General features: G+C 65.5%; 26 protein-coding genes. 17 read left to right on the forward strand and 9 right to left on the reverse strand.

The features are described from left to right. Window position 1 precedes the first annotated feature (1 nt). Window positions 2–1192, forward strand: coding sequence for a YncE family protein (locus tag B2747_RS12490; RefSeq protein ID WP_291161305.1), 1191 nt, complete (start codon window positions 2–4; stop codon window positions 1190–1192). A 298-nt stretch (window positions 1193–1490) separates the two neighbouring features. Here B2747_RS12490 and ispG read toward each other — a convergent pair whose 3' ends face one another. After that, window positions 1491–2723, reverse strand: a complete 1233-nt coding sequence (gene ispG / locus B2747_RS12495) for a flavodoxin-dependent (E)-4-hydroxy-3-methylbut-2-enyl-diphosphate synthase (RefSeq protein ID WP_291161307.1) — start codon at window positions 2721–2723, stop codon at window positions 1491–1493. Window positions 2724–2819: 96 nt separating this feature from the next. Between ispG and B2747_RS12500 the strand changes: the two genes are divergently transcribed. The 4 genes from B2747_RS12500 (at window position 2820) to B2747_RS12515 (ending at window position 5930) form a co-directional block, all read left to right on the forward strand. Then, window positions 2820–3317, forward strand: coding sequence for a hypothetical protein (locus B2747_RS12500; RefSeq protein ID WP_291161310.1), 498 nt, complete (start codon window positions 2820–2822; stop codon window positions 3315–3317). 94 nt (window positions 3318–3411) lie between these two features. Beyond that, window positions 3412–3966 carry an outer membrane protein gene (locus B2747_RS12505; protein ID WP_291161312.1) on the forward strand — a complete coding sequence of 185 codons (555 nt, stop codon included), beginning with the start codon at window positions 3412–3414 and terminating at the stop codon, window positions 3964–3966. Window positions 3967–4014: 48 nt separating this feature from the next. After that, complete coding sequence (locus B2747_RS12510; RefSeq protein WP_291161314.1) at window positions 4015–5316, forward strand: NAD(P)/FAD-dependent oxidoreductase; 1302 nt, start codon at window positions 4015–4017, stop codon at window positions 5314–5316. A gap of 11 nt (window positions 5317–5327) precedes the next feature. Further along, a complete protein-coding gene (locus B2747_RS12515; RefSeq protein WP_291161316.1) occupies window positions 5328–5930 on the forward strand; it encodes a hypothetical protein in 603 nt (200 codons plus the stop codon). A 452-nt stretch (window positions 5931–6382) separates the two neighbouring features. On the opposite strand, the gene B2747_RS12520 is transcribed toward B2747_RS12515, so the two are convergent. The 6 genes from B2747_RS12520 to argR all read right to left on the reverse strand — a co-directional run bounded on the left by B2747_RS12520 (window position 6383) and on the right by argR (window position 11248). After that, window positions 6383–6991 (reverse strand): DUF3332 family protein, encoded by a 609-nt coding sequence (locus B2747_RS12520; RefSeq protein ID WP_291161320.1) that lies wholly within the window; start codon window positions 6989–6991, stop codon window positions 6383–6385. Between the two features lie 189 nt (window positions 6992–7180). After that, window positions 7181–7729: an outer membrane beta-barrel protein gene (locus tag B2747_RS12525; protein ID WP_291161323.1), complete on the reverse strand. Its 549-nt coding sequence runs from the start codon at window positions 7727–7729 to the stop codon at window positions 7181–7183. 148 nt (window positions 7730–7877) lie between these two features. After that, a complete protein-coding gene (locus B2747_RS12530) occupies window positions 7878–8459 on the reverse strand; it encodes an outer membrane beta-barrel protein (protein WP_291161328.1) in 582 nt (193 codons plus the stop codon). Window positions 8460–8570: 111 nt separating this feature from the next. Beyond that, window positions 8571–9278, reverse strand: a complete 708-nt coding sequence (locus B2747_RS12535; protein ID WP_291161330.1) for an HAD family hydrolase — start codon at window positions 9276–9278, stop codon at window positions 8571–8573. Then, complete coding sequence (gene argH / locus B2747_RS12540; RefSeq protein ID WP_291161333.1) at window positions 9275–10678, reverse strand: argininosuccinate lyase; 1404 nt, start codon at window positions 10676–10678, stop codon at window positions 9275–9277. Before argH ends, B2747_RS12535 begins: the two co-directional genes overlap by 4 nt. A 117-nt stretch (window positions 10679–10795) precedes the next feature. Continuing rightward, the gene (argR, locus tag B2747_RS12545; RefSeq protein WP_291161336.1) at window positions 10796–11248 is read right to left on the reverse strand and encodes an arginine repressor; all 453 of its coding nucleotides are present in this window, start codon (window positions 11246–11248) and stop codon (window positions 10796–10798) included. A gap of 50 nt (window positions 11249–11298) precedes the next feature. Between argR and argC the strand changes: the two genes are divergently transcribed. The 10 genes from argC to B2747_RS12595 all read left to right on the forward strand — a co-directional run bounded on the left by argC (window position 11299) and on the right by B2747_RS12595 (window position 22904). Beyond that, a complete protein-coding gene (gene argC / locus B2747_RS12550) occupies window positions 11299–12324 on the forward strand; it encodes an N-acetyl-gamma-glutamyl-phosphate reductase (RefSeq protein WP_291161338.1) in 1026 nt (341 codons plus the stop codon). Window positions 12325–12330: 6 nt separating this feature from the next. Then, window positions 12331–13113 carry an acetylglutamate kinase gene (gene argB / locus B2747_RS12555; protein WP_291161341.1) on the forward strand — a complete coding sequence of 261 codons (783 nt, stop codon included), beginning with the start codon at window positions 12331–12333 and terminating at the stop codon, window positions 13111–13113. A gap of 6 nt (window positions 13114–13119) precedes the next feature. After that, window positions 13120–14355, forward strand: coding sequence for an aspartate aminotransferase family protein (locus B2747_RS12560; RefSeq protein ID WP_291161343.1), 1236 nt, complete (start codon window positions 13120–13122; stop codon window positions 14353–14355). A gap of 353 nt (window positions 14356–14708) precedes the next feature. Then, window positions 14709–16403: an alkaline phosphatase family protein gene (locus tag B2747_RS12565; protein ID WP_291161346.1), complete on the forward strand. Its 1695-nt coding sequence runs from the start codon at window positions 14709–14711 to the stop codon at window positions 16401–16403. Between the two features lie 9 nt (window positions 16404–16412). After that, window positions 16413–17006 (forward strand): hypothetical protein, encoded by a 594-nt coding sequence (locus tag B2747_RS12570; protein WP_291161348.1) that lies wholly within the window; start codon window positions 16413–16415, stop codon window positions 17004–17006. Between the two features lie 99 nt (window positions 17007–17105). Beyond that, window positions 17106–19289: a M20/M25/M40 family metallo-hydrolase gene (locus B2747_RS12575; protein ID WP_291161349.1), complete on the forward strand. Its 2184-nt coding sequence runs from the start codon at window positions 17106–17108 to the stop codon at window positions 19287–19289. A gap of 11 nt (window positions 19290–19300) precedes the next feature. Next, window positions 19301–20425, forward strand: coding sequence for a HesA/MoeB/ThiF family protein (locus B2747_RS12580; protein WP_291161352.1), 1125 nt, complete (start codon window positions 19301–19303; stop codon window positions 20423–20425). After that, the gene (locus B2747_RS12585) at window positions 20425–21318 is read left to right on the forward strand and encodes an alpha/beta hydrolase (RefSeq protein ID WP_291161354.1); all 894 of its coding nucleotides are present in this window, start codon (window positions 20425–20427) and stop codon (window positions 21316–21318) included. The genes B2747_RS12580 and B2747_RS12585 overlap by 1 nt, the downstream gene beginning before the upstream one ends. 531 nt (window positions 21319–21849) lie before the next feature. Beyond that, window positions 21850–22623: an acyl-CoA desaturase gene (locus B2747_RS12590; protein ID WP_291161357.1), complete on the forward strand. Its 774-nt coding sequence runs from the start codon at window positions 21850–21852 to the stop codon at window positions 22621–22623. Between the two features lie 2 nt (window positions 22624–22625). Beyond that, on the forward strand, window positions 22626–22904 hold the full coding sequence (locus B2747_RS12595; protein ID WP_291161359.1) for an oxidative damage protection protein: 279 nt from the start codon (window positions 22626–22628) through the stop codon (window positions 22902–22904). An 86-nt stretch (window positions 22905–22990) separates the two neighbouring features. On the opposite strand, the gene B2747_RS12600 is transcribed toward B2747_RS12595, so the two are convergent. After that, complete coding sequence (locus tag B2747_RS12600) at window positions 22991–23200, reverse strand: hypothetical protein (RefSeq protein ID WP_291161362.1); 210 nt, start codon at window positions 23198–23200, stop codon at window positions 22991–22993. Window positions 23201–23449: 249 nt separating this feature from the next. On the opposite strand from B2747_RS12600, the gene B2747_RS12605 reads away from it, so the two are divergent. Both B2747_RS12605 and B2747_RS12610 read left to right on the forward strand, forming a co-directional pair. Beyond that, complete coding sequence (locus tag B2747_RS12605) at window positions 23450–23956, forward strand: MarR family winged helix-turn-helix transcriptional regulator (RefSeq protein ID WP_291161365.1); 507 nt, start codon at window positions 23450–23452, stop codon at window positions 23954–23956. A gap of 181 nt (window positions 23957–24137) precedes the next feature. After that, a complete protein-coding gene (locus B2747_RS12610) occupies window positions 24138–24668 on the forward strand; it encodes a YceI family protein (protein WP_291161368.1) in 531 nt (176 codons plus the stop codon). 113 nt (window positions 24669–24781) lie between these two features. On the opposite strand, the gene B2747_RS12615 is transcribed toward B2747_RS12610, so the two are convergent. Continuing rightward, the gene (locus B2747_RS12615) at window positions 24782–25888 is read right to left on the reverse strand and encodes a hypothetical protein (RefSeq protein ID WP_291161370.1); all 1107 of its coding nucleotides are present in this window, start codon (window positions 25886–25888) and stop codon (window positions 24782–24784) included. Between the last annotated feature and the right edge of the window lie 143 nt (window positions 25889–26031).

Here is a 26031-nt window from a genome sequence, read left to right on the forward strand (position 1 = left end):
TGTGCGCCGTCTGCGAATGCAGGCGATTCGTGCTCAGGCGCTGAGCGTGCTGGTGTCGCTGGCCGGTGCGCTGCCCGCCGCGACACCGGTTACCGCACAGGCCGCGCCTGTTGCATCCTCCCGGACCTACACGGTGCTCGTGGCCAGCGAAAGCGTGGACCACGTGTCCGTGGTGGAGTTTGGTCCGCAGGGCGCCAAGGTGGTGCGCACGCAGGAGGTGGGGGTGATGCTGGCCGACCCCGATGGGCCGCACGGCCTCGGGGTCTCACCCGATGGCGCGCATTACTATGTGACCACGGCGCATGGTACGCCCTATGGCGTGCTGTGGAAGTTCGATGCGCAGAGTCACGCGTATGCGGGGCAGGTGATGCTCGGCAATTTCCCCGCCACGCTGCAGGTCTCGCCCGATGGCCGCACAGTGGTGGCCGTGAACTTCAATCTGCATGGCGACATGGTGCCAAGCGATGTGAGCATCGTGCGCACCGACAGCCTGCAGGAGATTGCGCGCATTCCCACCTGCACCATGCCGCATGGCTCGCGCATCAACCGCGCCGGCACGCGGCACTACTCGGCCTGCATGATGGACGACATGCTGGTGGAGATCGATCTCGACGGGCTGCAGGTGGCGCGGCACTTCGTGCTCACCAAGGGCAGTGAGCATGGCATGACGGGTGCACCGGTGCGCGCGGCCGCGTCGGCGCATGCGGGGCATGACATGAGTGGTCATGGCACGGCGCAGCCGGCGGCGGGCAGCACGACCTGTTCGCCGACCTGGGCGCAGCCCAGTCCGGACGACCGCACAGTCTGGGTGGCCTGCAACGGCACCAGCGACCTGGTGGAAATCGATGTGGCGTCGTGGACCATGCGGCGCCGCATTCCGGCGGGCAATGGCGTGTACAATCTGGCCGTCACGCGTGATGGCAGCCGGCTGGTGGCGACCAACAAGCGCGGCCAGAGTGTGTCGGTGATCGACACCAAGACCGGCGCCACACTGGCAACGCTGCCCACGCAGCGTCGTGTGGTGCATGGCGTGGCCATCTCCGACGACGATCGCTACGCCTTCGTGTCCGTGGAGGGCATTGGCAGTGAGCCGGGCACGGTGGAAATTATCGATCTCACGGCGCTCAAGACCGTGGCCCGCGTGGACGTGGGGCAGCAGGCGGGTGGCATTGATGTGCTGCCGGGGCGGTGACGATCTCGCGTAGGCAGCGAGGATCGGCGTAACGACTGGACCGCTAACAGCTTACGCAGAGAACTGCAGGAGAACCGCAGAGAACGCAGAGGCGCCAATCATTTTTTGATTGGTTCTCATGTCTGATCCGTGTGGTTTCCGCCCAATCCGCGTCATCCGCGACAAGGCGGTTCGACCCCAACGGCTTCTCTCTGCGTTCTCCTTTACTCTTGGTTCTCCGCGTGAGCTGTTGACGATCTGTCGGCCGCAACGAGTGCCGGTGTCGCGACCAGATCGCCAACGGTTCACGCGGACTGGCTCAGCGCGCTCCGTACGTGCGGGACACGTAGTCGTTGAGGATGCCGAGGAACTCGGGCACGATGTGGTCACCCTTGAGCGTCGTGAACAGCTTGCCGTCCACGTACACTGGTGCCTTGGGCTCCTCGAAAGTGCCCGGCAGCGAGATGCCGATGTTGGCGTGCTTCGACTCGCCGGGGCCGTTCACGACGCAGCCCATGACCGCGACCTTCATGTCCACCACGCCGGGCAGCGTCTCGCGCCACACCGGCATCTGCTCGCGCAGATAGCCCTGGATGTCTTCCGCCATCTTCTGGAAGAACGTGCTGGTGGTGCGACCACAGCCCGGGCAGGCCGTCACCTGCGGCGCGAATGAGCGCAGGCCCAGCGATTGCAGGATCTGCTGCGCCACGTACACCTCTTCGCGGCGGTCGCCACCCGGCTTGGGCGTGAGCGACACACGAATGGTGTCGCCGATGCCTTCACTGAGCAGGATGGACAGCGCAGCGGCGGACGCGATGACGCCCTTGTTGCCCATGCCCGCTTCGGTGAGGCCAAGATGCAGCGGATAGTCGCAGCGCGTGGCCAAACGGCGATAGCACTCCACGAGATCCTGCACGACCGAGATCTTGGCGCTGACGATGATGCGGTCATGCGGCAGGCCCACCTCTTCCGCCAGAGCGGCCGAGCGCAGCGCGCTTTCCAGCATGGCATCCATGTACACGTCCTTCGCATCGCGCGGCGTGGCCGACGCGGCGTTCGCGTCCATCATCTGCGTGAGCAGGTCCTGATCGAGCGAGCCCCAGTTCACGCCAATGCGCACCGGCTTGCCGTGATCGACGGCCGCCTGCACGATGGTGGTGAAGTTCGTATCGCGATGCTTCGTGCCCACATTGCCCGGATTGATGCGGTACTTGTCGAGCGCCGCCGCCGTCTTCGGGTACTTGGTGAGCAGCAGATGGCCGTTGTAATGGAAATCACCGATCAGCGGCACATCGAGTCCGCGGTCGTCGAGCCGCTGCCGGATCTCGGGCACCGCCTGCGCGGCCTCGTCGTTGTTGACCGTGATGCGGACCTTCTGCGACCCGGCTTCGAACAGCGCCGCCACCTGGTCGGCCGTCGCGGCGGCGTCGGCGGTGTCGGTGTTGGTCATGGACTGCACGACGATCGGGGCCGAGGCACCCACGGCGACCCCGCGCACCTTGACGGTGACGGTGGGACGGCGATGGCCGAAGCCCGAAGAGGCGTGTGACACGAAGACGTTTCCGGTTGAAAGAAGAGATCCGCCCCGCGGCGCGGCAGGGCCTGCCATAAGCTAGCGCGTCCCGGCAGAGGCCCCCAAGTTCCGCATATGGATTCTGACTCGCCCGCGCCGCCCGATTCTCCCGAACCCGCCCACGCAGGCAGCGAAAGCGCCGATCCGACGGCCGAAGTCGCGCCGCCCCCTGCTCAACCGGCACCACCCCGGCGCTCGTTCCTGCGGCGCCACTGGCTGGCGGCCTCCCTGGCGGTGTTGCTTGGCGTACCTGCCATTGGGATGACGGCCTGGGCCTGGCTGGCCCTCAGTATCACCTACTCCAGCGGCAAGCGGGCCGGCTACGTGCAGAAGATCTCTCGCAAAGGCTGGCTCTGCAAAACCTGGGAAGGCACGCTGTATACGGACGTCGCACAGGGTTTTCGCAGCGACAGCTTTGCCTTCACGGTGCGCAGCGATTCCATTGCACATGTGCTGGAGCAGTTGAGTGGTCGTCGTGTCGCGGTGGATTACGAACAGCACATCGGGGTGCCATCGTCGTGCTTCGGTGAGACCGAGTATTTTGTAGTAGGCGTCACCCCGCTGAACAATTGACCGGCGCCTTGGCGTAACAAATGCAGCGGCCTCGGGGTAAGGCCGCCTGCGCCATGTTCGACAAACCTGTCACTCCCCTTTTTGGAGGTACTCGATGAAGCGTACCCTTCGTACCCTCGGCGTTCTGGCCGCCCTCGCGCTGCCTGCCTCGCTCACCGCCCAGGCCAGCAGCGAAAAGACCATTGGCTTCGGTGTCTCCGGTGGCCTGTCCCTTCCCATGGGCGACCTGAGCGACGGCGTGGAAGCCGGCTACAACGTGGCCGGTCACGTGTATCTCAAGCCCGCCGCCCTCAAGGCCTTCCGTCTGCGTGGTGACGTGAGCTACGACAGCTGGAGCGGCAAAGTCGATGGGGTGAGCGCCAGCTCGCTCGGCTTCATGGGCAACGTCGTGTTTGACCTTGGCACTTCGGGCAGCTCTGTCAAGCCGTACATCCTCGGTGGCGTCGGCATGCACAACGGCAAGTCGAAGGCGTCGTTCGGTGGAGCAGACGTGGAGTTCAGCAATACGGATCTGGCCATTCAGGCCGGCGCGGGCCTCACCTTCCAGCTCTCCGGCTTCTCCACCTTTGCCGAAGCGCGCTTCGTGAACGTGTTCGGTGAGGACGACAGCGCCAACTGGCTGCCCATCGTCTTCGGTATCCGCTTCTGATCAGGCACGACCCTCAGTGATGCACGGTCATTCCTCCGCAGTGCACGCATGACGGAACCCGTCATCATTGTAGGTGCCGGTATCGCCGGTCTCGTCTGCGCCATCGAGCTGCAGCGGGCCGGCGTGCCGGTGAAGGTCTTTGAGCAGGCCGACGAGGTGGGCGGCCGGGTGCGCAGCACGGTGCAGAACGGCTTCGTGCTCGATCACGGTTTTCAGGTGCTGTTCACCGCCTACCCCACGCTCAATCGCTATCTCGATGCGTCGGCGCTGGCGTACCGACCATTCATTCCGGGCGCGATGATTTCGCGCAACGGACGCGCGGCGCTGGTGGGTGATGCCTGGCGTGATCCGAGTCTGCTGCTGGATACCTTGTTGGCGTCGGTCATTTCGCTGGGTGACAAAATGCGGCTGCTGGCGCTCAGGCAACACGCGCGTGGCCTCTCACTCGACGAGTGTTTTACCGGACCACATGCCGCGCTGAGCACGCGGGCGTTTCTGCAACAGCGCGGCTTCAGCGAGGCCGCCATCAACGGCTTCTTTGCCCCGTTCTACGGCGGCATTCTGCTCGATCGCACGCTGTCCACCAGCGCCTCCATTCTGCTGTTCACCTTCCGCATGCTGGCCGAGGGGGACACGGTGGTGCCGGCGGCGGGTATCGGCGCCATCTCCGCACATCTGGCGGCACAACTCGCGCCGGGCACGGTGCACACCACACGTCGTGTGGAACGGGTGCTGGTTGATGGTGGACGGGCGTCGGGTGTCGTGACGAGTGATGGCGCTGTGCATGGGGCGTCGCAGGTGGTGCTGGCCACCGAGGCGCCGGCCACGGCGCAACTGGCACAGTCGGTCGGGCTCTCCCTCGGATTGCCGACAGCGTCACGCGGTTGCACCACGCTGTACTACACGGCTGCCAGGACACCCATTCCCGGTCGGGCTCTGTGGCTCAACGCCGACCAGGATGCCGTGGTCAGCCATGCCATCACGCTGACCGATGTGGCGCCGGAGTACTCGGCCAGCGGGCGCCCGTTGATTGCGGCGACCTGTCTCGGCGAGGCGGCCGCGCTCGACGACGCCACACTTGACGCGCGCGCGCAATCTGAACTGCTGCGTCTGCATGGCGCGCCGGCCGGCGAGACGCAGCTCGAACGCGTGGCCATCTGGCGGGTACCCTATGCACAGTTCGCCCAGCCACCCGGTTGGTGGGCTACTCGCCCACAGGCTGCCACCTCGGTGCCTGGTCTCCTGCTCGCCGGCGAAGCCTTGCACTCGAGTTCCCTCGAAGGCGCCGCGCGTGGTGGAGTGGCCGCAGCGGCGGCCGTGACTTCGGCTGTGTCATCGGCCCACCCGTAACCCCATCGCTCATGTCCATTTCTTTCGCTGCCTCTGCGCGCACACTCGTCGCTGCCGTTGGCGTCACCCTTGGCACCGCGCTGTGTGCTGTCGCTGCAGACGCGCAAACGCTGCGTGAGCAAACCCGTACCGCCACGCCATCCACGCACATTCTGGCGGTCAATCCCTTTCTGCCGCTCTTTGGGTACTTCCAGGGTGAGTACGAGCGGCGACTGCAGGACAATCTCAGTCTGGCAGTGGCTGGCTCCCATGTGCGCTACGACGAGTACTACACGAACCTCGACGTGAAGCTGCGCCTGTATCCGCAGGACCGCGCGCTCGATGGATTCGGCATTGCCGCGGGCCTCGGTGTGGGTTCGGCCAAGCCCGATGAAAACATCGTGTTCGACTGCTCGATCAACTTCGAGTGCGTGGAGCGTGCGGCACGGCGTGTGACGGCACCCACGTTCTCCGTGGAAGCGCAGTACCAGTGGCTGCTCGGGCGCACTCGGCGCACGGCCGTATCCGTTGGTGGCGGCGCCAAGCGCTACTTCTTCAGCGACAGCGACCTGCAGGATCGCATCGAGCGCGTGCTGCCCACGGCGCGCTTCACGATCGGTTACGTGTTTCGCTGAGGATCTGCGAACAGCTCACGCAGATGGAACAAGGACGCAGCGTTCGCAGAGAACGGCAGTCAACGTTGAACTGCCTTGACGCGGATGACGCGGATTGAGCGGAGACCACACGGATAAAGAACAAAAAGGCGAGCGTTCGCATGTCTCCTCTGCGAACGCTCGCCCTTGTTTCTCTGCGTGAGGAGTCAACGATCGCGCTGCGCTAACGATTATCGGTTTAGGAGCCGGACCGTCAACAGCTCACGCAGAGAACTGCAGGAGAACCGCAGAGAACGCAGAGGAGCCGGTCGTGTCCTGACTGACTCTCATGTCTGATCCGTGTGGTTTCCGCTCAATCCGCGTCATCCGCGACAAGGCAGTTCAAGGTCGACTGCCGTTCTCCACGAACGCTGCGCCCTTCATATCTCTGCGTGAGCGGTTAACGGTCTCGCATGTATAACGAGTGAACCTCTTTAACGCCCCGCGAGCGCCGAAGCCTGCAGCTGCTGCACCTTGGTCACCATGGGCTCCACTTCAGCCGGGGTGAGTGTGCGCGGTGCCTTGCCGGCCGATGCCACGCTGAGCGCGCCCGCTTCATCGCGCGTGAGGGTACGCGTTTCCGTGCGACCATCGGCATACACCGTTTCGGCGGTGACGAGGTGTGCGCCGGCCGCCTGATGCAGCGTGGTGCGGCTCTTGAACTGCCCCTTCACGGACTCTTCGAGCACCATGGTGCGCGCGCCGGAGGGGTGCTTCGTCATGGTCTGGGTGATGCTGACGTCGCCACGCGCCACCGTCTTGGTCTTCGTCTCCGGTCCCGAGGCCAGGGCCGGCTCGCCGGTCCAGAACTCCATGGAGTTCAGAATGACGATGTCGATGAGGCCGGCCACGCCGTACACCGGGAGCAAGACACCCGTGGCCAGGAAGAACAGTTCCTGCACCCACTTGTCCGACGAAATGCCCTTGTTGAACGCGTAGAGCTTGCGCGTGAGCGGGAAGCTGCCAAAGCAGGCCGTGCTGCTGAAGGCAGTCGCGGCGAGCAGGCCGGCCATGGTGGCGCGGCGGACGAAGACAGAACGCATGGGCAACGCTCCTCGTGAAATGGGGGGCCGTCTGGTCGGCTATTCGGCCGACGCGCGAGTATGGCACACCCAAGGCGTGGCGTCAACGCGCGGCATGCACCCCTGACACGGAGCGCGGCAGCACCATAAACGGAAAGCGGGCGCCACCCGGAGGTGACGCCCGCTGTGTACCGCCTGCCTGCTCGCAAATCAGAACTTGATCGACACACCGGCAAAGATGAGCGGGATGTCGCCCACACCAACCTGACCCATGAGCGAGAGCTTGTTGGAGAGGTTGTAGCGCGCGCCGCCCTGGATGCCGAAGCCGATGTCGCTGTCGCCGGCGTCGAAATCGCCAAGGCCCGTGCCCTCGACCTCAACGTTCACGCTGACAAAGCCAAGGCTGGCGCCGGCGAACAGGTCGAGCTTGGGCTGCGAGGCGATGGGGAAGTGCACGTTGCCGATGGCCATGATGGGGATGACCGTGCTGGTGTACTTGCTGCCGAACACGGTCTCGCTGTCGCGCTGGATACCCACAAAGCCGCCGAGGCCAAGCACCGTGTTGCCAAGCTTCTTGAAGCCGACTTCGCCCTGCACTCCGAGGCCAGCGCCTTCGTAGTCACCGCCTGCCATGAAGCCGATGGAGCCCACCTTGGAACCGACTTCGAAGGGGCCGGTGGCCTGGGCGGATGCCATCGACGGAATGGCCAGCACGGCGGCCGCAGCGAGGGCGAACAGGGACGGGGAGTGACGTGTCATGTGGTGGGATCCTTGCAAAGGCGTGAGTTGACTCGTGGAAACTGCCTGACAAACTGCCGGTAAGACCGGACACTACGCACACGCGAACAAAAAGTTGCGTGCGTTCTGCACGAAGGCTCGGCGCGGCCGGCGCGCCGAGACACCCGTACTACAAGCGCAAAGATAGGCCGGCCATGATCAACGGAAGATCAACGAGGCCGAGCTGTCCCATGAGGGAGAGGCGCGAAGCGGCGCGGTAGCGGACACCCACCTGCACACCGCCGCCCGTGTTGGTGTCGGAGGCGCTGCTGCTGCCCACATTGCCGGCCTCGGACTTCAGCGAGACACGCACAATGCCCAGGCTGGCGCCCGCATACATGTCGAGACGCTCGTTGGATCCGAGGGGGAAATGGACGTTGCCCACGGCCATGATGGGCAGCGCACTGGTGGTCACCTCGAGGGAGCCGGCGCCCGTACTTTCACGCTGCACGCCCACGAAGGCACCCAGCGAGAGCGTGGTGCGACCGACGTTGCGCACGCCCCACTCGACCTGTCCGCCAACGCCGGTGCCACTGTAGTCGCCGCCAGCCAGCAGGCCGACTGAGACCAGCCTGGTGCCCGCACCGAAACCACTGTTGGGCGCTGACTGTGCCGCGCTGGTCTCGGCCGTGCCGACCACCAGGGCACTCGTGAGCGCAAGCATCGTCGCCTGCCACCGCATGGTGCTGCCCCTCGCTGCAAAAAGAATCATGAAGCCATCAAGAGCAGAAACTGCCTCTTCATGACGTATCCGTCAATTGTTGCACGCCCGCCCGATCGAAAGCAGGGGACTATCGGCGTGCACGCCGTGATAGCCCGTGGACTATTTCGGCTCGTCCATCTCCCAGAGCCCGTGCAGTTGTGACAGCTGTGCCACCGTTGTCACGGCACCCGCAGTCATGAGTCGCTCGGGTGACACCAGTTCCGCATAGCCGACGACCGTGAGACCCGCCGCATGCGCTGCCTGCACGCCAAGCGGACTGTCCTCAACGGCCAGCGTGTCCGTCGGCTCGAGCCCCATTGCCCGCGCTGCGTGCAGATACAGATCCGGTGCGGGCTTGGGATGCGCCACATCACTGGCGGAGAAACGGCGCCCCTCAAAGCGCGACAGCAACCCGGTGGCCCCGAGGGTTGTGCGCATCTTCTCGTGCTCACCGTTGCTGGCCACCGCATAGGGAATGCCCCTCGCATCGAGCGCATCGAGCAGGGCCACGATGCCCTCCACGGCCACCACATCGCGGGCCAATGCGTCCCGCGCCGCCACATGGAATCGCGGCAGCAGGTCGTCGGGCGCCGCACGACCCAAACGCTCCTCCACGATCTCGAGGCAGCGCGCCATCGTGTTGCCCATGTAGGTGGCCAGCGATTGCTCCGTGGTGGTGGGCAGTCCGATCTCCGTCAGCAAACCCGCCCACACCCGGTTCGTGATGCGCTCGCTGTCCACCAGCACGCCGTCGCAGTCGAACACCACGCCGTGGTAGCGCCGTGCCTTGAACGACAGACCCGCAGACTTCACCGCCGAAGAACTCACGCGAGTGCCGGTGCGGCAAGCGCGGCCGCGGCCTGCGCGAGCTGGGCACGCACCGCTTCGGGACCCGTGCCGCCGGCGATATTACGTGCCGCCAGCGAAGCCTCGGCGCCCAAGGCGTCACGCGCATCCGCACCAAACAACACATGCGCCTGTGCAAACGCCTCGGTTGGCAGCTCAGTCATCTCGATGCCCGCCTCCTCCGCCTGACGCACCAGCGACCCCACGGCGCCATGCGCTTCACGGAAGGTCGCGCCCTTCTTCACGAGATAGTCGGCGAGATCGGTGGCCATCATGGCACTCGACACGGCCGCCCGCATGCGTGCCCGATCGAAGCGCAGCTCACTGATTGCCCCAGCCATGGCGGGCAGCACCAGATGCAGCAGGTCGATGGCATTGAACAGCGCGCGCTTGTCGTCCTGCAGGTCCTTGCTGTATCCGCTGGGCAGGCCCTTGATGGTGCCGAGCAGCGAGACGAGATCACCCAGCACGCGCGCGCCGCCGCCTCGTGCGAGTTCGAACACATCGGGATTGCGCTTCTGCGGCATCATGCTGCTGCCCGTGCTGAAGCCGTCGCCAAACCGCACAAACCCAAATTCACTGGACCCGTAAATGATGAGGTCCTCGGCAATGCGCGAGCAGTGCACGGCCGTCATGGTGGACACAAACAGCGTTTCGGCCACGAAGTCACGGTCGCCCGTGGCGTCGATGCTGTTGGGCGAGATGGCGTGAAAACCGAGCTCGTTTCTGATGAGCTCACGGTTCACCGGGAACGCCGAGCCGGCAATCGCCCCCGAGCCCAGTGGCAGCGTGGCCGCACCGCGCGCGGCGTTGGCGAGACGCGTGCGATCGCGCTCGAGCGGCCAGAAGTGCGAGAGCAACCAGTGCGCGCCGCTCACGGGCTGCGCGCGCTGCAGGTGTGTGTAGGCCGGCAGAATGGCGTCGGCAATGCTGGTGGCCTGCGTGAGCAGCGCCTGCTGCAACTCGCGGATGGCCGCGTCGAGTTTGTGGCAGGCGTCGATGGTCCAGAGACGCGACGCGGTGGCCACCTGATCGTTGCGCGAGCGTCCGGTATGCAACTTGGACGCCACAGTGCCCGCCTCTTCGTGCAGCAGGCGATCGATCATGGTGTGAATGTCTTCGTCCGTCGCGACGGGCTGCGCGCCTTCGGCCAGTCGCACGCCCACGCGATCGAGACCCGCGCGCAGTTGCTCGGCTTCCTCGCGCGTGAGCACCCCGGCCTCGCCGAGCGCGAGCGCCCAAGCCCGCGACAGGCGGATGTCGTGCGGCCAGAGGCGGAAGTCGGTGCCGATGGAGCGGTTGATGGCGTCAAGCAGCGGCGAGGGGCCGCCGGCGAAGCGACCACCCCAGAGCTTGTGGGTGCCGGAGTCGGAGGAGGACATGGGGAGAGTGAAGAACGGCGGAGAAACTCGAAACTCATCACTTCAACTCAAAGCTCCAAGCTTCGGGAGCTCTGAGGTTTGAGTTCAAGTCTTGAGTGATCAGTACAGATCGGGGGATCAGGGGATATACGCCCGCAACTTCCGGAGTACCCGCTCGCGCCCTTCGGGGCTGCGGCAGATGATGAGGACGGTATCGTCCCCTGCAATGGTACCGGCAACATCCGGCCATTCCAACTGGTCCAGCGCTTCGGCCACCGGCTGCGCCCCCGACTTCATGGTGCGCGCCACCACCAGCACCTGTACCCCCTCCACGCCCACCAGCAGTTCCGGCAGCATCCGCTCGAGACGCGCCATGTCGCCGCCGTTCTGCTCGGGAAAGGCGTAGCGCACGTGACCCTGCCCGTCGGGAATGCGCGCGAGGCGCAGCTCGCGGAGGTCGCGGGACAGCGTGGACTGCGTCACCGCCCAGCCTCGTCGGGCCAGCTGCTTGCGCAGCTCCTCCTGACTGGCCACGACATGCGACGTGACAATGTCACGGATGGCGTGGTGGCGTTCGGATTTGTCGGACACGGGGGCTCCAGGGAATTGACAGCGAGGGTGTGCAAAATTATGCATTAATTATGCATACTATTCCGGTTGAAAATCAACCGTCATTTCGCGTCGGCGTGCTGGGCGCCTCGGGTTACTCGGGGCGCGAACTCTGCGCGCTGGTGCTTGGCCATCCGCAGCTCACGCTGGCCTTTGCCACGGCGCACTCGCAAAAGGGCAGCACCCTGCGTGTGAAGGCGGCGGGCCGCGTGCACGAGGTGCCGCTCATTGGACCTGATGAAGCGGATCTCGCGGGCGCCGATCTCGTCTTTGCGGCTCTGCCGCATGGCGCGAGCGCCGAGTGGGTGGCGCGGGTGATTGCCGCGGGCACGCGCGTGGTGGACCTGTCCAGCGACCTGCGTCCGGGGCATGGTGGTGTGGTGCACGAGCTGCCGGCCGGTGTGCCGCAGGATGCACCCTATGGTTTGCCCGAGCTGTTCCGCGACGGGCTGCGCGGCGCGCGTGTTGTGGCCAATCCCGGCTGCTATGCCACGAGCGTGCTGGTGGCGCTGGCGCCGCTCGCGCGCGCGGGGCTCATCGCGCCGGGCGGTACGGTGAGCATTGCGGCCGCCAGCGGCGTGAGCGGCGCCGGTGTCACGCCCAAGTTCGAATATCTGTTTGCCGAAGTCACCGAGAACTACCGGGCCTACGGCGTGGGCAACAGTCATCGCCATCTCTTCGAGATGCGCGACACCATGTCGCGTCTGGGTGCGGACTGCGACCTGCTCTTCACCCCGCACCTCTTGCCGGTGGATCGTGGCATTCTCAGCACCATCTCGGTGCCGCTGTCGCGTCCGCTGACGGATGCGCTCGAGCCCTATCGCGCGGCGTATGCGGCGGAGCCCTTTGTGGAACTCACGACGGGACTGCCGGCGCTGGCCGACGTGCAGCATCGCAATGTGGTGCGCATCGGGGCCGTGTTGCCCACGGGCATGCGGCAGCCCACGCTGCTCGTGTTCAGTGCGATCGACAATCTGGTCAAGGGCGCGGCAGGTCAGGCCGTGCAGAACGCCAATCTCATGCTGGGGCTCGACGAAGCCGCCGGCCTCATGCGGTAATCACGCATGATTCTCGTCAAGCTTGGCGGACGGACGCAGAACGACCCCGCGCTCCCGGCGGCCCTGGCGGCACTCTGGCAGTCCTCGGGCGGCCGGGTGGTCGTGGTGCATGGCGGCGGTGACCAGATCTCGGCGTTGCAGCGTCTGCGCGGCGAGGAGCCGGTGTTCATCGGTGGGCGGCGCGTGACGACTGACACGGCACTGGAGCTGGTGCGCATGGTGCTGTCCGGTCTCGCCAACAAGCAGATGGTGAGCGCGCTGGTGGCGGCCGGCGCGCCGGCGGTGGGCATCAGTGGGGAAGATGCGGGCCTGCTGCGCGCCACCCCCATTGATGTGGTGCAGTTCGGGCACAGCGGCACGCCGGCCACGGTGGATGCGCGCGTGGTGCACGCCCTGCTCGCTGCGGGGTTCCTGCCGGTCATTTCGCCGGTGGCCGCGCGCGCCGATCATGACGTGGCCGGCGCGTACAACGTGAACGGTGACGATGCCGCCGCGGCCATTGCCGCAGCGCTTGGCGCCGACGAGCTGTATCTGATGGCCGACGTGCCGGGCGTGCTGGACGGTGAGAAGCAGCGCATTGCGCGGCTGTCGCTCGACGCGGCGCGTGCGTTGGTGGCGAGCGGTGTGGCGGGTGGTGGTATGGCCGCCAAGTTGGACGCTTGCGCGATGGCGCTGGCGGGAGGTGTGCATCGGGTGCGGATCGGAGATCTGGCCGCACTCACTGTCCCCAGCGCGGGGACCGCGATCGTTGCGCGCGAGGACGCAACGGCTGTCGATCTTTCCAGGTAGCTGCCCATGACGTCGACGATGCTTTCGCCCGAGTCCGCTCCCTTCACGCCCGCGGTGGCGTCGAAAGCGGATGCTGCTCCGCTGCCCGCCATTCTGGGCACGTACAAGCGACAGGCGCCGCTCTTCGTCCGAGGAGATGGCGTGTACATGTACGACGACGCCGGTACTCGCTATCTCGACTTTGTGGCGGGCATCGCGGTGACCTCACTGGGTCACAACGACGCCGGCGTGAACGGGGCCATTCAGGAAGCGCTCTCGACGGGCCTCATTCACACGTCCAACCTGTATCGCACGGCGCCGGGTGAAGCGCTGGCACAGTGGCTGGTGGAGCGCTCGTTCGCGAGCAGTGTGTTCTTCGCCAACTCCGGCGCCGAGGCCAACGAGGGCGCGTTCAAGTTTGCGCGGCGCTGGGCCAAAAGCACGGGTGCGCCGGCCAAGCACGAAATCATTGCCGTGCGCGGCGGCTTTCACGGGCGCATGCCGGGCACCCTGGCGGCCACCGATCGTCCCAACTATCGCTTGCCGTTCCGCCCGCTCATGGGTGGCGTGTCCATTGTCGAGCGCGATCTCACCGAGTTGTCGGTGGCGCTCGATCCGGAGACGGCCGCGGCGGTGATCGTCGAGCCCATTCAGGGTGAGGGCGGTGTGCGGGTGCTCGATCCGGCGTTTCTGCAGGGGCTGCGCACGCTCACGCAGGAGCGCAACGTGCTGCTCATCCTCGACGAGATTCAGTGCGGCTTGGGTCGCACGGGCACATTCTTCGCTTACGAGCAGCTGGGCTTCGAGCCGGACATGCTGACGATGGCCAAGCCCATTGCCAACGGTCTGCCCATGGGCGCGATTCTGGTCAACGAGACCGTGGCGCGTGTGATGCAGCCGGGAGATCACGGCACCACGTTTGGCGGCGGGCCGCTCCTGGCGCACGTGGCACATCATGTGGTGCAGCGTCTGTCCGATCCGGCGCTGCTGCAGCACGTCAAGGAAACGGGCGCCTGGTTTGGTGAGCAGCTGCAGGCCATCGGTCAGCGCACGGGTGCGGTGCGCGCGGTGCGCGGCACGGGTCTCATGTGGGGCATGGACGTGCACGAACCGGCGTCGGCCGTGATTGCGCGCGCCTTTGCGCAGGGCTTGCTGCTGGTGAGCGCCGGTGAGCACACCCTGCGTTTCCTGCCGCCGCTCGTCATCACGCGCGAGGAGTTGGCCTCCGGGCTCGCGATTCTGGAATCGGCGCTCAAAGCCTGAACGTCGTCGGCGAAAAACTCGGCCACAAAAAACTCGCCCTAGTGCATTTCGCGGAAATGCACAATATTGACGTCGCCATCACGTGCCTCCGTGATCGGTGCGGGATGCTGCTGTCGTGCGACGACGCGCCCAGTGTGCGTCGCGCCTTCCCCCGCGTGGGGTGAGCACCGGCGGTGTTGGCCCTGTCCTGGCGCGTCGATCCGGCGGCGCGCACGAGGCCGGACGGGGCCGCCGGTGCGCGCGCTGCCGGTGTGCGCGCTGCCGGTGTGCGCGCTCTCGGTGCGCGCACACTGTGCCGCCTCCGTTGCGGAATCGTGGCGGACCATCAGCGGTTGCTCTCGCTAGTTTTAGGAATGTCCGTCTCCCGATCCCTCCGCACGACGCGCACGGCGCGTGCGTCCCGATCCTGGCAGGTCGCCCTCTCGATCGCCGGTCTCTGCACTGCCGCAGCCAACGCACCGCTCGCCGCGCAGTCGCCGTCCGTTCCCGCCGCACAGGCGTCCACCGCCAAGGCGCCCATGCCTACGCTGGTCGTGCAGATCACGGTCGATCAGCTCGTGCCGGGCTATCTCGACAAATGGGCCCCGCAGTTCACCGGTGGCTTCAAGCGGCTGCTCGAGCAGGGGGCGTTTTTCACGCAGGCCTACCACGACCACGCGGCCACAGAAACGGCACCGGGTCACGCCACGCTCTGGTCGGGTCGCACCCCCGCGCATACTGGCGTGGTGCTCAACGAGATTGGCGTGGCCGATCCGCAGGCGCCGCTGCTGTTCGGACGTGGCGGCGGGGCCTCGCCCTATCGATTCCGTGGCTCGTCGTTCTTTGACTGGCTGCGCGCGCGCGATCAGTTCAGCCGCGCGCTCTCGGTGTCACGCAAGGATCGCGGCGCCATTCTTCCGCTGGGCCGCGCAAAGCAGCAGGTGTACTGGTATTCACTCGACGGTCGCTTCACCACCAGCCGCTACTACGCCGACACCATCCCCACCTGGGTGAAGGTGTTCAATGATCGCGATCCGGTCGCCCGCTACCTCGGGACCGACTGGACGCCACTGCTGCCCGCCTCGGCATACAGCGAGCGCGATTCCGTGCCGTGGGAGCATTCGGGTCGGGACTTCGTGTTCCCGCATCGCCTCACCGAGGACCGCGTGCGCGGTACCCACATCTTCACGGACTATCCGTGGATGGATGAGGTGACCGTGGACTTTGCGCTGGCTGGCGTGAATGCGCTCGACCTTGGCAGGGGGCCCAGCACGGACGTCCTGGCGGTGTCGCTGTCCACCACCGATGCCATCGGCCATGCGTACGGACCGGAGTCCATGGAGCTGCACGACCAGATTCTCCGTGTCGACCGCGCGCTGGGCCGCCTTATCGACTCGCTGTACGTGCTGCGCGATTCGGCGCGCATCGTGTTTGCGCTGGGTTCGGACCACGGCGTGGCGCCCTATCCGGAGTCTTTCTTCAAGGGCGACGACCCGAACCGCGGACGGGTGGATGTCCGCCCCGTCATGGACAAGGCTCGCAGCGGATTGGCGGCGCGTGGCGTGGAAGGCGATGCGCTGCTGCTGCAGTCGGGCATTGTCTCGCTCGACCAGCGGCGTCTGGCGGCGAGGGGTGTCAACGCGGACTCCGTGGTGACGGCGCTGCGTCGGGATCTGCTGGCACTTCCCGGCATGGCACGCGTTGATCGGGTGACACAGTTGGCCGCCCATGCTGCGCGCGGCGACAAGATCGCGCGGCGCTGGCTGAATGCCGTGCCGCCCGACCTGCTGGCCGTGCTGACGCTGACGTTCAAGCCCAACCATTACGTGTTCACGACGCGTTACGCCACGCATGGCACGCCGTACGACTACGATGCGCACATTCCCGTGATGTTCATGGGACCGGGCATTGTGCCGGGGCGTCGCACTGCGCCCATTCGGTCGGTGGATATCGCGCCAACGTTGGCGGACCTGACCGGGGTGGAGCCCATCGAGCCCGTTGATGGACGTTCGCTCTGGCCGATATTACGCACACGGCCCGGAACGCCGGCTCCCACCACCCGTCGCTGAGGATTAACCATGCGTGCCGTGGACCGTGCCTTTGACGAAGTGCGCTTCGGCCCCACGCGCACGCTCAACCTGCGTGCACTGCAGCCCACGGCGTTGCAGGCCGCCGATCTCACCGAGCGCTGGCTGCGGGAGCAGCAGGTGCTGGGTGTGGACGAGGTGCTGGTCATTACCGGCCGCGGCAACAACAGTGTGGATGGCTACTCCCCGGTTCGTGAGGCGGTGGTCCGGCTGCTGCCCTCGCTCAGGCGCCGCAACGTGATTGCGAGCTACGGCGAACACACGCCCGGCTCCTTCGTGGTGTGCTTTGCGCCGCTCAAGGCGCTGTTCGAAGTCCCGCGGCGCCGGCGTGAGCCATCGGCCAAGCCGGCGCCGCGTCCGGCTTCGCTGTCGGCGCTGGATGAGGAAACGCTGCGGCAACTGCGCGACCTGGCGGTGATGTCGCTGGCCGTGCTTGGGCTCAACAGTCCCACGCGGGCCCAGCTGGAAGACGAAATGCTCCGGCAGTATTCGGCGCTGTCGGCGGCCCTGCCGGAAAGCGGGGACAAGGAGGCGCTGCTGCAGCAGGCGCTGCTCAGGGCGGCCGAAGAGTACGAGGCAGGTTAACAGCACACTGCGGAAGCCATAGGGCAGAAGCCGTAGGTCGGAAGCCGTACGTCGGCAGCCATTTATCGGCGTCGCTTGCGGGAGGGCGCAGCGGGCGACATGCTGCATGTTCCCCGCCTTCCGGAGATTCTCGACGTGATGTGCCGTCGTTTGCCGACCCACGCAGTGGCCTTGGTGCTGGGCAGTCTTGTGACCACCGCTGCCGATGCGCAGCAGCCGTCCCCGCGCATGCCCGCCATCACCGGCTTTTCGCCGGCCGCCTCGCTTTCGCAGCGCCAGCTCGAGCAGATGGCCATTGCTGGGCCGCTGCCCGCGCGAGCGCGCAGCCATGCCCAGGAGCTGAGCAAGGAGCCGCACGTTGCCGGCACGCCGGCGCAGAAGCGCACGGCCGACTACGTCATCGCGCAGATGAAGGCCATGGGGCTGCAGACCGAGTTGCGCAGCTATGACGTATGGCTGCCACATGCCACCGGCGTCTCGGTCACCATGATGGGACGGGACACCGTGTCATTGGATGTCTCGGAACGCCCCATTGCCGGCGATCCGGTGACGGCCTTGCCGCAGTATCTCACGGTCAACGGCTCGAGCGCCGCTGGAACGGGCGAGGGCGAACTCGTTTTTGTCAACTTCGGGCTCATCGAAGACTATGCCACGCTCGACTCGCTTGGCGTCTCGGTGAAGGGCAAGGTGGTGCTGGCGCGCTATGGCCGCAGCTTCCGCGGCATCAAGGCCCGTGAAGCCGAGAAGCGTGGGGCGGTGGCGCTGCTGATCTACACCGACCCGCTCGATGACGGGTTCGTGCAGGGCGATGTCTATCCCGAAGGGCCCATGCGGCCGGTGTTTGGCGTGCAGCGCGGCAGTGTGTTCAACGGCACCGGTGATCCGCTCACGCCGGGCTATGCCAGCAAGCCCGGTGCACCGCGTCTCACGGTGGAGCAGACCAACTTGCCGCGCATTCCGGTGGTACCCATAGGCGCCGCCAACGCCCAGCAGCTGTTGGCTGGTGTGCGTGGCACCGACATTCCGCGCAGTTGGCAGGGCGGACTCGCACTGCGTTATCACGTGGGCCCGGGGCCGGTGCGCGTGAAGGTCAGCGTCACCACCGACGCGGCCACCGCCGGCACCAAGCAGATTCACAACACGCTGGGCTACCTGCGCGGCAGCGAATATCCCGAGCAGTATGTGTACATCGGCGCGCACCGCGACAGTTGGGGTGCCGGCGCGGCAGACAACATCAGCGGCACCGTGAGCGTGCTGGAGGCGGCGCAGGCACTCAGCGACATGGCCAAGCGCGGTGAACGGCCCAAGCGCACCATCGTCTTCGCGACCTGGGACGCGGAAGAGTGGGGCCTCATGGGCAGCACCGAGTATGTGGAAGATGACTCGCTGCGTCTCAAGCGCAGTGCCGTGGCCTATCTCAATCAGGACGTGTCGGCGCAGGGTTCACAGTTTGGTGGCGGTGGCACGCCCAGCATGCGTGCCATTCTGCGTGACGTGGTCAAAAGCGTTCCCGATCCGCGTGGGCGCGGCACCGTGTACGAAGCCTGGCGTCTTACCAGCGGAACACGGGCCGACACACTCGAACCGCCCATGGGCGATCCGGGCGGTGGCAGTGACTTTGCGGGCTTCTACAATCACTTCGGCATCCCCAACGCCGACTGGGGTTTTGGCGGCCCCTCCGGCATCTACCACTCGGCCTACGATACCTTTGCCTGGATGGAGAAGTTCGGTGACCCGGGCTTTCTGTACCACGCGACGGCGGCGCGCATTGGTGCGGCCTTTGCACTGCGTCTCGCCAACGCCGAGGTGCTGCCGTATGACTACGCCGAGTTTGCGCGCACCATGTCGCGCTATCTGGGTCCCGTCGAGCGTGGGCTGACGCAGAAGGGATGGAGCACGGCGCCGGTGGGTGAACTGGCCAAGGCCATTACCGGCATGGAACAGGCGGCACGCGCCTTCAACGACGCGCGTGACGCCGCGCTGGCCAAAGGCGTGACCAAGGCGCAGCGCGATGTCGTCAACACGCAGCTCATGCTGGTGGAACGGATCTTCGCTCGGGACTCGGGGCTCAAGAGCCGGCCGTGGTACCGCACGCTCATCTACGCGTCTGACGTGGACAACGGCTACTCGAGCATGGTCTTCCCCGGTGTCAACGAAGCCATTCGCTATGGCACGGCATCGGATACGCAGGCCGAAGTGACGGATCTGGTAACGCGCTTTGGCCAAGCGGCGTCGGCGCTCAAGACGGCGCAGGACGCGCTCAGCGCTGCCCCCAGGAAGTGAGCGGACTGGCCGTGTCGTCATCTGATCAGGCGCTGTGGTCGCGCCGGTACGCGCGGCAGGTCGTGCTCAAGGGCTTTGGGGCCGAGGCGCAGCAGCGCCTGCTCTCGGCCCGCGTGTGTGTGGTGGGTGTTGGGGGGTTGGGCTCGCCTGCGGCCATGTACCTCGCGGCCGCCGGCGTAGGGCAGCTCACGCTCATTGATGAAGACGTGGTGGATGAGAGCAACCTGCATCGGCAGCTGCTCTTCACCACGCCGGATGTGGGGCATCCCAAGCTCGAGGTGGCGGCGGCACGTTTGCGCGCCATCAATCCGGACGTGCAGGTGGTGCTGCACCATACGCGGCTCAACGCCGAGAACGCCGCGGCGCTCACGCGAAATCACGACGTGGTGCTCGACGCCACGGACAACTTCCCCACGCGCTATGCGCTCAACGATGCCTGTCTCGCGCATGGCATGCCGCTGGTGTACGGCAGTGTGGCGCGTTTCGAAGGGCAAGTGAGCGTGTTTGCTGCTCGAGGCGGGCCCTGCTATCGCTGCCTCTTTCCCGAGATGCCGGCGCCGGGCACTGTGCCCACCTGCGCCGAGGAAGGCGTGCTGGGTGTGGTGCCGGGCATCGTGGGGTTGATGCAGGCCACGGAAGTGATCAAGCTCATCACGCAGATCGGCGAGCCGCTGGTTGGTCAGTTGCTGCTGATGGACTTGCTCACACACGATCAGCAGCGCATTGGTATTGCCCGTCGCGCCGGATGTGCGGCCTGTGGTTCGGCGGCTGCCGCGCCGTCCCATCGTTCTCCCACTTCATCCACTTCCAGGCCCATGGTACAACAGCTCACCCCCGCTGAAGTGGCGGCACTGCTTGCGGGTCCCAATCCCCCGGTTCTCGTGGATGTACGTGAGGCCTGGGAGGTGGAAACGGCACAGGTTGCAGGCAGCGCCCATCTGCCGCTCAACACGCTGCCGCAGCAGGTGGCTTCACTCAACCCGTCGCGCACCTACGCCCTGCTGTGTCATCACGGCATGCGCAGTGAGATGGCGGCCAACTGGCTGGCGCAGCAGGGCTTCACGTCGCTCATCAATGTGCAGGGCGGCATTGATGCCTGGAGTCTCACCGTGGATCCCGGCATTCCGCGCTACTGATGCCAATGCGTGAGGTGGGCGCGGCCGCCTTGGCGCTCGTCTCTGCCGGCGTGTGGTGGATCTGGACCTGGCGAAAGCGCGTGGCATCACATTTCGAAGCGAGTGATGCGTCGCGGCGACCGCTCGATGCGCAGGGTGTGGTGCGCGGCGCAGAGGCGCTGCATCTCAAGGCGGACACCGACCGCGCCGTGCTGGTGCTGCATGGTTTCAACGATACGCCGCAGTCCATGGGCCACCTGGCGCGGCGATTGCACGCGGCGGGTTACACGGTCCTGGTGCCGCGACTGCCCGGTCATGGGCGTGCACTGCGTGACATGGCGCGGGAGGCGCACGCGTCGGCGTGGCTGACGCACGTGCGTGCGTGTCATGCCGAGCTGCGGGCGCGGCATGCGCGCGTGTATCTCTGCGGGCAGAGCATGGGTGGTGCGCTGGCGGTGTTGCAGGCCGTGGCGCATCCGGACACGCCGGCGCTGGCGTTGCTGGCACCTTTTCTCGGCATGCCGGACGCCTTGCAGTGGCAGGCGCGTTTGTCGGCGTTCTCACCGGCTCCGTACTTCCGCAGCACGGGTGGTGAGCGCTCCATTCACGATCCTGACGCTCGCCGTCAGGCGCTGGGGCCGGGCATTGTCACCTCGCGCATGCTGCGCGGACTTCGGCAGGTGGCGCTGCTTGCCGAGCGGGTGTTGGGGCAGGTGACGGTACCCACGCTGTATCTGCAATCGCGTCATGACAACCGCATTGAGTTTGCGCGCGCTGAGCGCTGCTTTGGTGCGCTTGCCGTGTCGGACAAGTCCGCGCGGTGGCTCGAGGGGTCGGGGCACATTGTTTCGGCCGACTACGAGCGGGATCTCGTGGCGGATGCCGTGATCGATTGGTTTGCGCGGCATCCGTGAGATCGTGTGACTGATTATCGCGGATTTCGCGGATTGCAGCGGAAACCACAGGATGTCGCGTTGCCTGGTACTGGCTCCGGTGTGGCGGCTGAGCTGTTGACGATCTGAGGGTGGCCACGAGTGCCGGTGGCACGGACGGATCGTTGAACTGCTTTGACGCGGATTGCGCGGATGTGGCGGAAACGGCACGGATCAACTGCGGTCAATGTTATTCATCCGTGTTGTTTCCGCTTCATCCGTGTCATCCGCGACAAGGTTTTTGAAAAGGACTGCGGCTGACACCATTGCTGCTGGCTGGCTCTGGAGCAGCGGCTGGACGCCGGATGCTGGACGCCGGATGCTGGACGCCGGATGCTGGACGCCACATGCTGGACCAGTGGGTCCACTTTGCCGTCTCATCTCATCCGTAGTTCACCGGAGGTGGGACCGAGCGGGACAGGGTGGCGCCACCCGGTGCCGACGCTAGGTTTCCAAGGCTGTCCCTCGCGATGTGTGCGAGGCGACAGCGTTCGACCACGTACTGGAGTATCGATGCCCGAGTTCGGAAGCTGGGGAAGCGACTGGTGGAAGCCGGTCGTGTTCGTGTTGGTGGCGGGTCACCTGACCAATATCTGCGTCACGCTGTTCCTGCATCGCGCGCAGACGCACCGCGGGGTGCAGTTCCATAGCTTGGTGGAAGTGCCCATGCGCGTGTGGCTGTGGCTCACCACCGCAATCAAGACCAAAGAGTGGGTGGCTTGCCATCGCAAGCACCACGCCTATGCCGATCGCGAAGGCGATCCGCACAGCCCGGTGGTGGAAGGCCTGCGCAACATTCTGCTCAAGGGGGCCTTCTACTATCGCGAGGCCGTGCGTCAGCCCGGCATGCTCGACAAGTATGGCAAGGGCACGCCCGACGACTGGATGGAGCGTCACCTGCTCGACAAGCGCTCCAACATCGGCATCTTCTTCATGCTGGCCATCAACATATGGTTGTTTGGCTGGTTCATCGGCCCGGTGGTGTGGGGCATCCAGATGATCTGGATTCCCTTCTGGGCGGCCGGCGTCATCAACGGTATCGGCCACGCCCTGGGCTACCGCAACCATGATGTGAAGGACGAGAGCCGCAACATCTCGCCCTTCGGCATCATCATCGCGGGTGAAGAACTGCACAACAACCACCACGCCGATCCGCACAGCGCGAAGTTCGCGCATCGCTGGTTCGAGTTCGACATCGGCTGGATGTACATCAAGCTGCTCTCGCTCTTCGGACTCGCCGAAGTGAAGTACGCCCGCGAGGGTGTGCACGCCCGCATCACGGAGTGAGCATGGCCGACGTGACCTGCACCCGCTGCAGCACCACGCGTGAAGGCTTCGAACGCCCGCCGTTTCCCGGCGCCATTGGCGCACGCATCGTGACCGAGATCTGCAAGGACTGCTGGGGCCAGTGGCTCAAGCAGCAGACCATGCTCATCAATCACTACGGGCTCAATGTCATGGACCCGCAGGCGCGCACGTTTCTGACGCGCAACATGGACGCCTTCCTCTTCAAGAGTGGGCAGCAGGAAGACGTGGACACCACCAAGCAGGGCACCATCAACTGGTGATGGCGCGCTGCAGGCCACGCGCAGGCGAAACACAAACGCCCCGACCATACCGGTCGGGGCGTTTTGCGTGTGAATGAAAGACGCGGTCAGTTGACGCCGGCGATGTAGCGGGCCAGACGGCCGCACTCCGCACACTTGAGCGTCACGTGGGAATTGGGTGGCGGCGGATGCGCCATGGGGTCACGGTCAATGGTACCGGAGCACGAGGGACAGCTCAGGGGCAATCCAGTGCGGTCAGCGGCGATGAGATGCAGCGCCTGCGCAGGATTGTACGTGTTCGGTCGTGGCTTTCGCATCACGCCTCCTCACTTTGAGTGCGATGGCCGGGTGGGAGTGGCCAACACCGGAACCTAAATATTCCAGGTCCCAATGGGTACCGGGCCTTGCAAATTTGTGGTCCGGTGTAACCGGTCATGAAGTCCACATCGGTTAGTCCAATTGACTTCCCGTCGAGAATTTGGCCCCGGGTCCAATCTCCGACTCGCAAACTGAAGCATTTGGGTGCACTCTTGCGTACGGAGCCCGAACAATCGACTGTTGGAAATATGCCCACCACCCATCCCCACTCCGACGCCCCCCACCCCGAAGCGCATCAGCCGGACGTCGATGAAACCACGGCCGCGGCGCTGCGGCTCTGGGTCATCATGTCCCGTGCGCAGGCGGCGGTTTCCGATCTCGCGTCGGCCGACGTGGCTCGGCACGGCCTGACGCTGGCCGAGTTCGGCATCATTGAGGCCCTGTATCACCGGGGGCCGATGCTGCTCGGTGAGGTGCAGAAGCGCATTCTCGTCTCGAGTGGGGGCATCACCTTTCTGGTGGACCGGCTCGTGGCCAAGGGCCTGGTGGAGCGTCGCACCTGCGAAAGCGACCGGCGGGCCCGCTACGCGGCGCTCACCGCCAAGGGTGAGGAGCTGGTGCATGAGATCTTCCCGGCCCATGCAGCGGTCATTACGCGCGCCATGGCGGGCATTCCCACTGAGGACCAGCAGCACGTGGCGGACATGCTGCGGGACGTGGGGCGTCACGCTGCCAACCTGCCGCCAGCGGACTGATGTGCACTGACCTGCACTGACGTGGACTGACACCTGCCGGCTGGTAAGCCGACCGGCGGGACAAGGGGGCCCTTGACGGGCCCTCTTTGTTGTGTATAATACTCAGTAGTAAGACAACGGCACGCCAACATATTTGCGGTGACCCGTTGCTCCTCCACCTTCGGCTCCTGAGGATTTCATCATGCAGTGGACTATCGACCTCGCGCACAGCCAGATCCAGTTCTCCGTCAAGCACATGGGCATTTCGACCGTCCGTGGCACCTTCGATCAGTTCGAAGGCAGCATCACCGAAGAGGGTGGTGTGGTGCAGAACGTGACGGTAGACATCGACCTCGCCTCGCTCAACACCGGCAGCGGCCAGCGCGACGGCCACCTCAAGAGCGCCGATTTCTTCGACGTGGAGAACCACCCCAAGGCGTCGTTCGTACTCACGCAGTTCGAGCGCTCGGGTGATGACGTGACGGCCACGGGCAACCTCACCATTCGTGGTGTGACCAAGCCCGTCACGCTCAAGGGCGAGATTGGTGGTCCGGCCAAGGATCCCTGGGGCAACGAAAAGGTGTCGGCGTCGCTCGAGACCAAGATCAACCGCAAGGAGTGGGGTCTGGTGTGGAACGTGGCCCTCGAGGCCGGTGGCGTGCTGGTGAGCGAAGACGTGAAGCTGACCATCGAAGTGCAGGCGCAGCCGGCGGCCGTGCCGGCCGCGGTCTGATTCACCGCACCCGGCGCACACAACCGCGCTGCATCGCAGGAGCCGCAACAACAAACCGCCTCCTCACCACTGGGTGAGGAGGCGGTTTGGTTTTCATCGTGTGGCGCGGCGAACTACGGCTTCCACTCCGCCACAAAGAGGTTCGTCTCCCCCTCCTTGGTCGCGCCACGATTGCTCGCGAAGATCAGCTTCGAACCGTCGGGGCTGAACATGGGGAAGCCATCGAACTCGGGATTGAAGGTGATCTGCTGCAGGTCGCTGCCATCGAGCTTGACCGTGTAAAGATCGAAGTTGCGGCTGCGGGGATTCTGGTGATTGCTCGAGAAAATGATGCGCTGTCCATCGGGCGTCCACGACGGTCCGAAGTTGGCACCACCCAGCTTGGTGATCTGCCGCTGCTCGCTGCCATCGGCGTTCATGACCCAGAGCTCCATCTTGTTGGGGCGGATCATGTTCTTGGCGAGGAGATCCTGGTACGCCTTGAGGTCCTGCTCGTTGTCGTAGTGCCAGGCGCGGTACACGATCTTCGTGCCATCGGGCGACCACCACGGACCACCGTCGTAACCCGGTGTGGTGGTGAGGCGCTTCACGTCCGTGCCATCGACATTCATGGTGTAAATGTCGAGGTCCCCGTCCTTGAGGCTCGTGAAGACGATGCGCTTGCCATCGGGCGAGAGCACGCCTTCCGCCGTGTAGACGCCGTAGTTGGTGAGGCGCTGCAGGTCCGAGCCGTCACGATTGACGGTGTAGATGTCGTACTTGTCGATGCCCCACACGTAGCCGTTGGACGGGTCCGGGCGCGGCGGGCAGGCGCTGTCGGCGTGATGCGTGGCCGCGAAGAACAGGCGGTTGCCGCCGGGCAGGAACCAGCCGCAGGTAGTCTTGCCACCCACACTCACCTTGGTGAGCTCGCTGCCGTCGGCCTTCATGGTGTACTGCTGATCGCAGCTGCGGCCGTCGCGTGTGCTCTGGAACGTGATGTACTGGCCATCGGCGCTCCAGTACGCCTCGGCGTTCTCGCCGCCGTCGGTGAGCTGGGTGAGCGCGCCGAAGTGGGCTTCGGACGAGTCGGCGGCAATCACCTTGCCGATGGCCGCGCTGGCTGGAGCGGCGCTGTCGGCCGCCGGCGCGTCTGCCTTGGGCCCACAGGCTGCGAGGGTCAGGGCGGACAGCGTGAACGCCGCCGTCAGCCCGGTGCGGAAATTGGGAGAGGGGATCATGGGCCGAAGCCTAGGTGCAAATACGGGGGGCGACCATTGGGGGAAATACGAATAATTCCGACAATCCGAGTCGGGTTTGTGGCTCGACGGCCGGTTCTCATTGATCGGCAAATTCCCTGAACAGCTCACGCAGAGACGCGGAG

Origin of the sequence: Gemmatimonas sp. UBA7669 (assembly GCF_002483225.1) — a bacterium.
Taxonomy (GTDB): Bacteria; Gemmatimonadota; Gemmatimonadetes; order Gemmatimonadales; family Gemmatimonadaceae; genus Gemmatimonas.

Bases quoted from the DNA above. Each gene is read 5' to 3' on its own strand.
- B2747_RS12500 (WP_291161310.1), top strand. From the start codon at position 2,820: ATGGATTCTGACTCGCCCGCGCCGCCCGATTCTCCCGAACCCGCCCAC.
- B2747_RS12505 (WP_291161312.1), top strand. From the start codon at position 3,412: ATGAAGCGTACCCTTCGTACCCTCGGCGTTCTGGCCGCCCTCGCGCTG.
- B2747_RS12510 (WP_291161314.1), top strand. From the start codon at position 4,015: ATGACGGAACCCGTCATCATTGTAGGTGCCGGTATCGCCGGTCTCGTC.
- B2747_RS12515 (WP_291161316.1), top strand. From the start codon at position 5,328: ATGTCCATTTCTTTCGCTGCCTCTGCGCGCACACTCGTCGCTGCCGTT.
- B2747_RS12520 (WP_291161320.1), bottom strand. From the start codon at position 6,991: ATGCGTTCTGTCTTCGTCCGCCGCGCCACCATGGCCGGCCTGCTCGCC.
- B2747_RS12525 (WP_291161323.1), bottom strand. From the start codon at position 7,729: ATGACACGTCACTCCCCGTCCCTGTTCGCCCTCGCTGCGGCCGCCGTG.
- B2747_RS12530 (WP_291161328.1), bottom strand. From the start codon at position 8,459: ATGATTCTTTTTGCAGCGAGGGGCAGCACCATGCGGTGGCAGGCGACG.
- argH (WP_291161333.1), bottom strand. From the start codon at position 10,678: ATGTCCTCCTCCGACTCCGGCACCCACAAGCTCTGGGGTGGTCGCTTC.
- argC (WP_291161338.1), top strand. From the start codon at position 11,299: ATGCATACTATTCCGGTTGAAAATCAACCGTCATTTCGCGTCGGCGTG.
- argB (WP_291161341.1), top strand. From the start codon at position 12,331: ATGATTCTCGTCAAGCTTGGCGGACGGACGCAGAACGACCCCGCGCTC.
- B2747_RS12560 (WP_291161343.1), top strand. From the start codon at position 13,120: ATGACGTCGACGATGCTTTCGCCCGAGTCCGCTCCCTTCACGCCCGCG.
- B2747_RS12565 (WP_291161346.1), top strand. From the start codon at position 14,709: ATGTCCGTCTCCCGATCCCTCCGCACGACGCGCACGGCGCGTGCGTCC.
- B2747_RS12570 (WP_291161348.1), top strand. From the start codon at position 16,413: ATGCGTGCCGTGGACCGTGCCTTTGACGAAGTGCGCTTCGGCCCCACG.
- B2747_RS12575 (WP_291161349.1), top strand. From the start codon at position 17,106: ATGCTGCATGTTCCCCGCCTTCCGGAGATTCTCGACGTGATGTGCCGT.
- B2747_RS12585 (WP_291161354.1), top strand. From the start codon at position 20,425: ATGCCAATGCGTGAGGTGGGCGCGGCCGCCTTGGCGCTCGTCTCTGCC.
- B2747_RS12590 (WP_291161357.1), top strand. From the start codon at position 21,850: ATGCCCGAGTTCGGAAGCTGGGGAAGCGACTGGTGGAAGCCGGTCGTG.
- B2747_RS12595 (WP_291161359.1), top strand. From the start codon at position 22,626: ATGGCCGACGTGACCTGCACCCGCTGCAGCACCACGCGTGAAGGCTTC.
- B2747_RS12600 (WP_291161362.1), bottom strand. From the start codon at position 23,200: ATGCGAAAGCCACGACCGAACACGTACAATCCTGCGCAGGCGCTGCAT.
- B2747_RS12605 (WP_291161365.1), top strand. From the start codon at position 23,450: ATGCCCACCACCCATCCCCACTCCGACGCCCCCCACCCCGAAGCGCAT.
- B2747_RS12610 (WP_291161368.1), top strand. From the start codon at position 24,138: ATGCAGTGGACTATCGACCTCGCGCACAGCCAGATCCAGTTCTCCGTC.
- B2747_RS12615 (WP_291161370.1), bottom strand. From the start codon at position 25,888: ATGATCCCCTCTCCCAATTTCCGCACCGGGCTGACGGCGGCGTTCACG.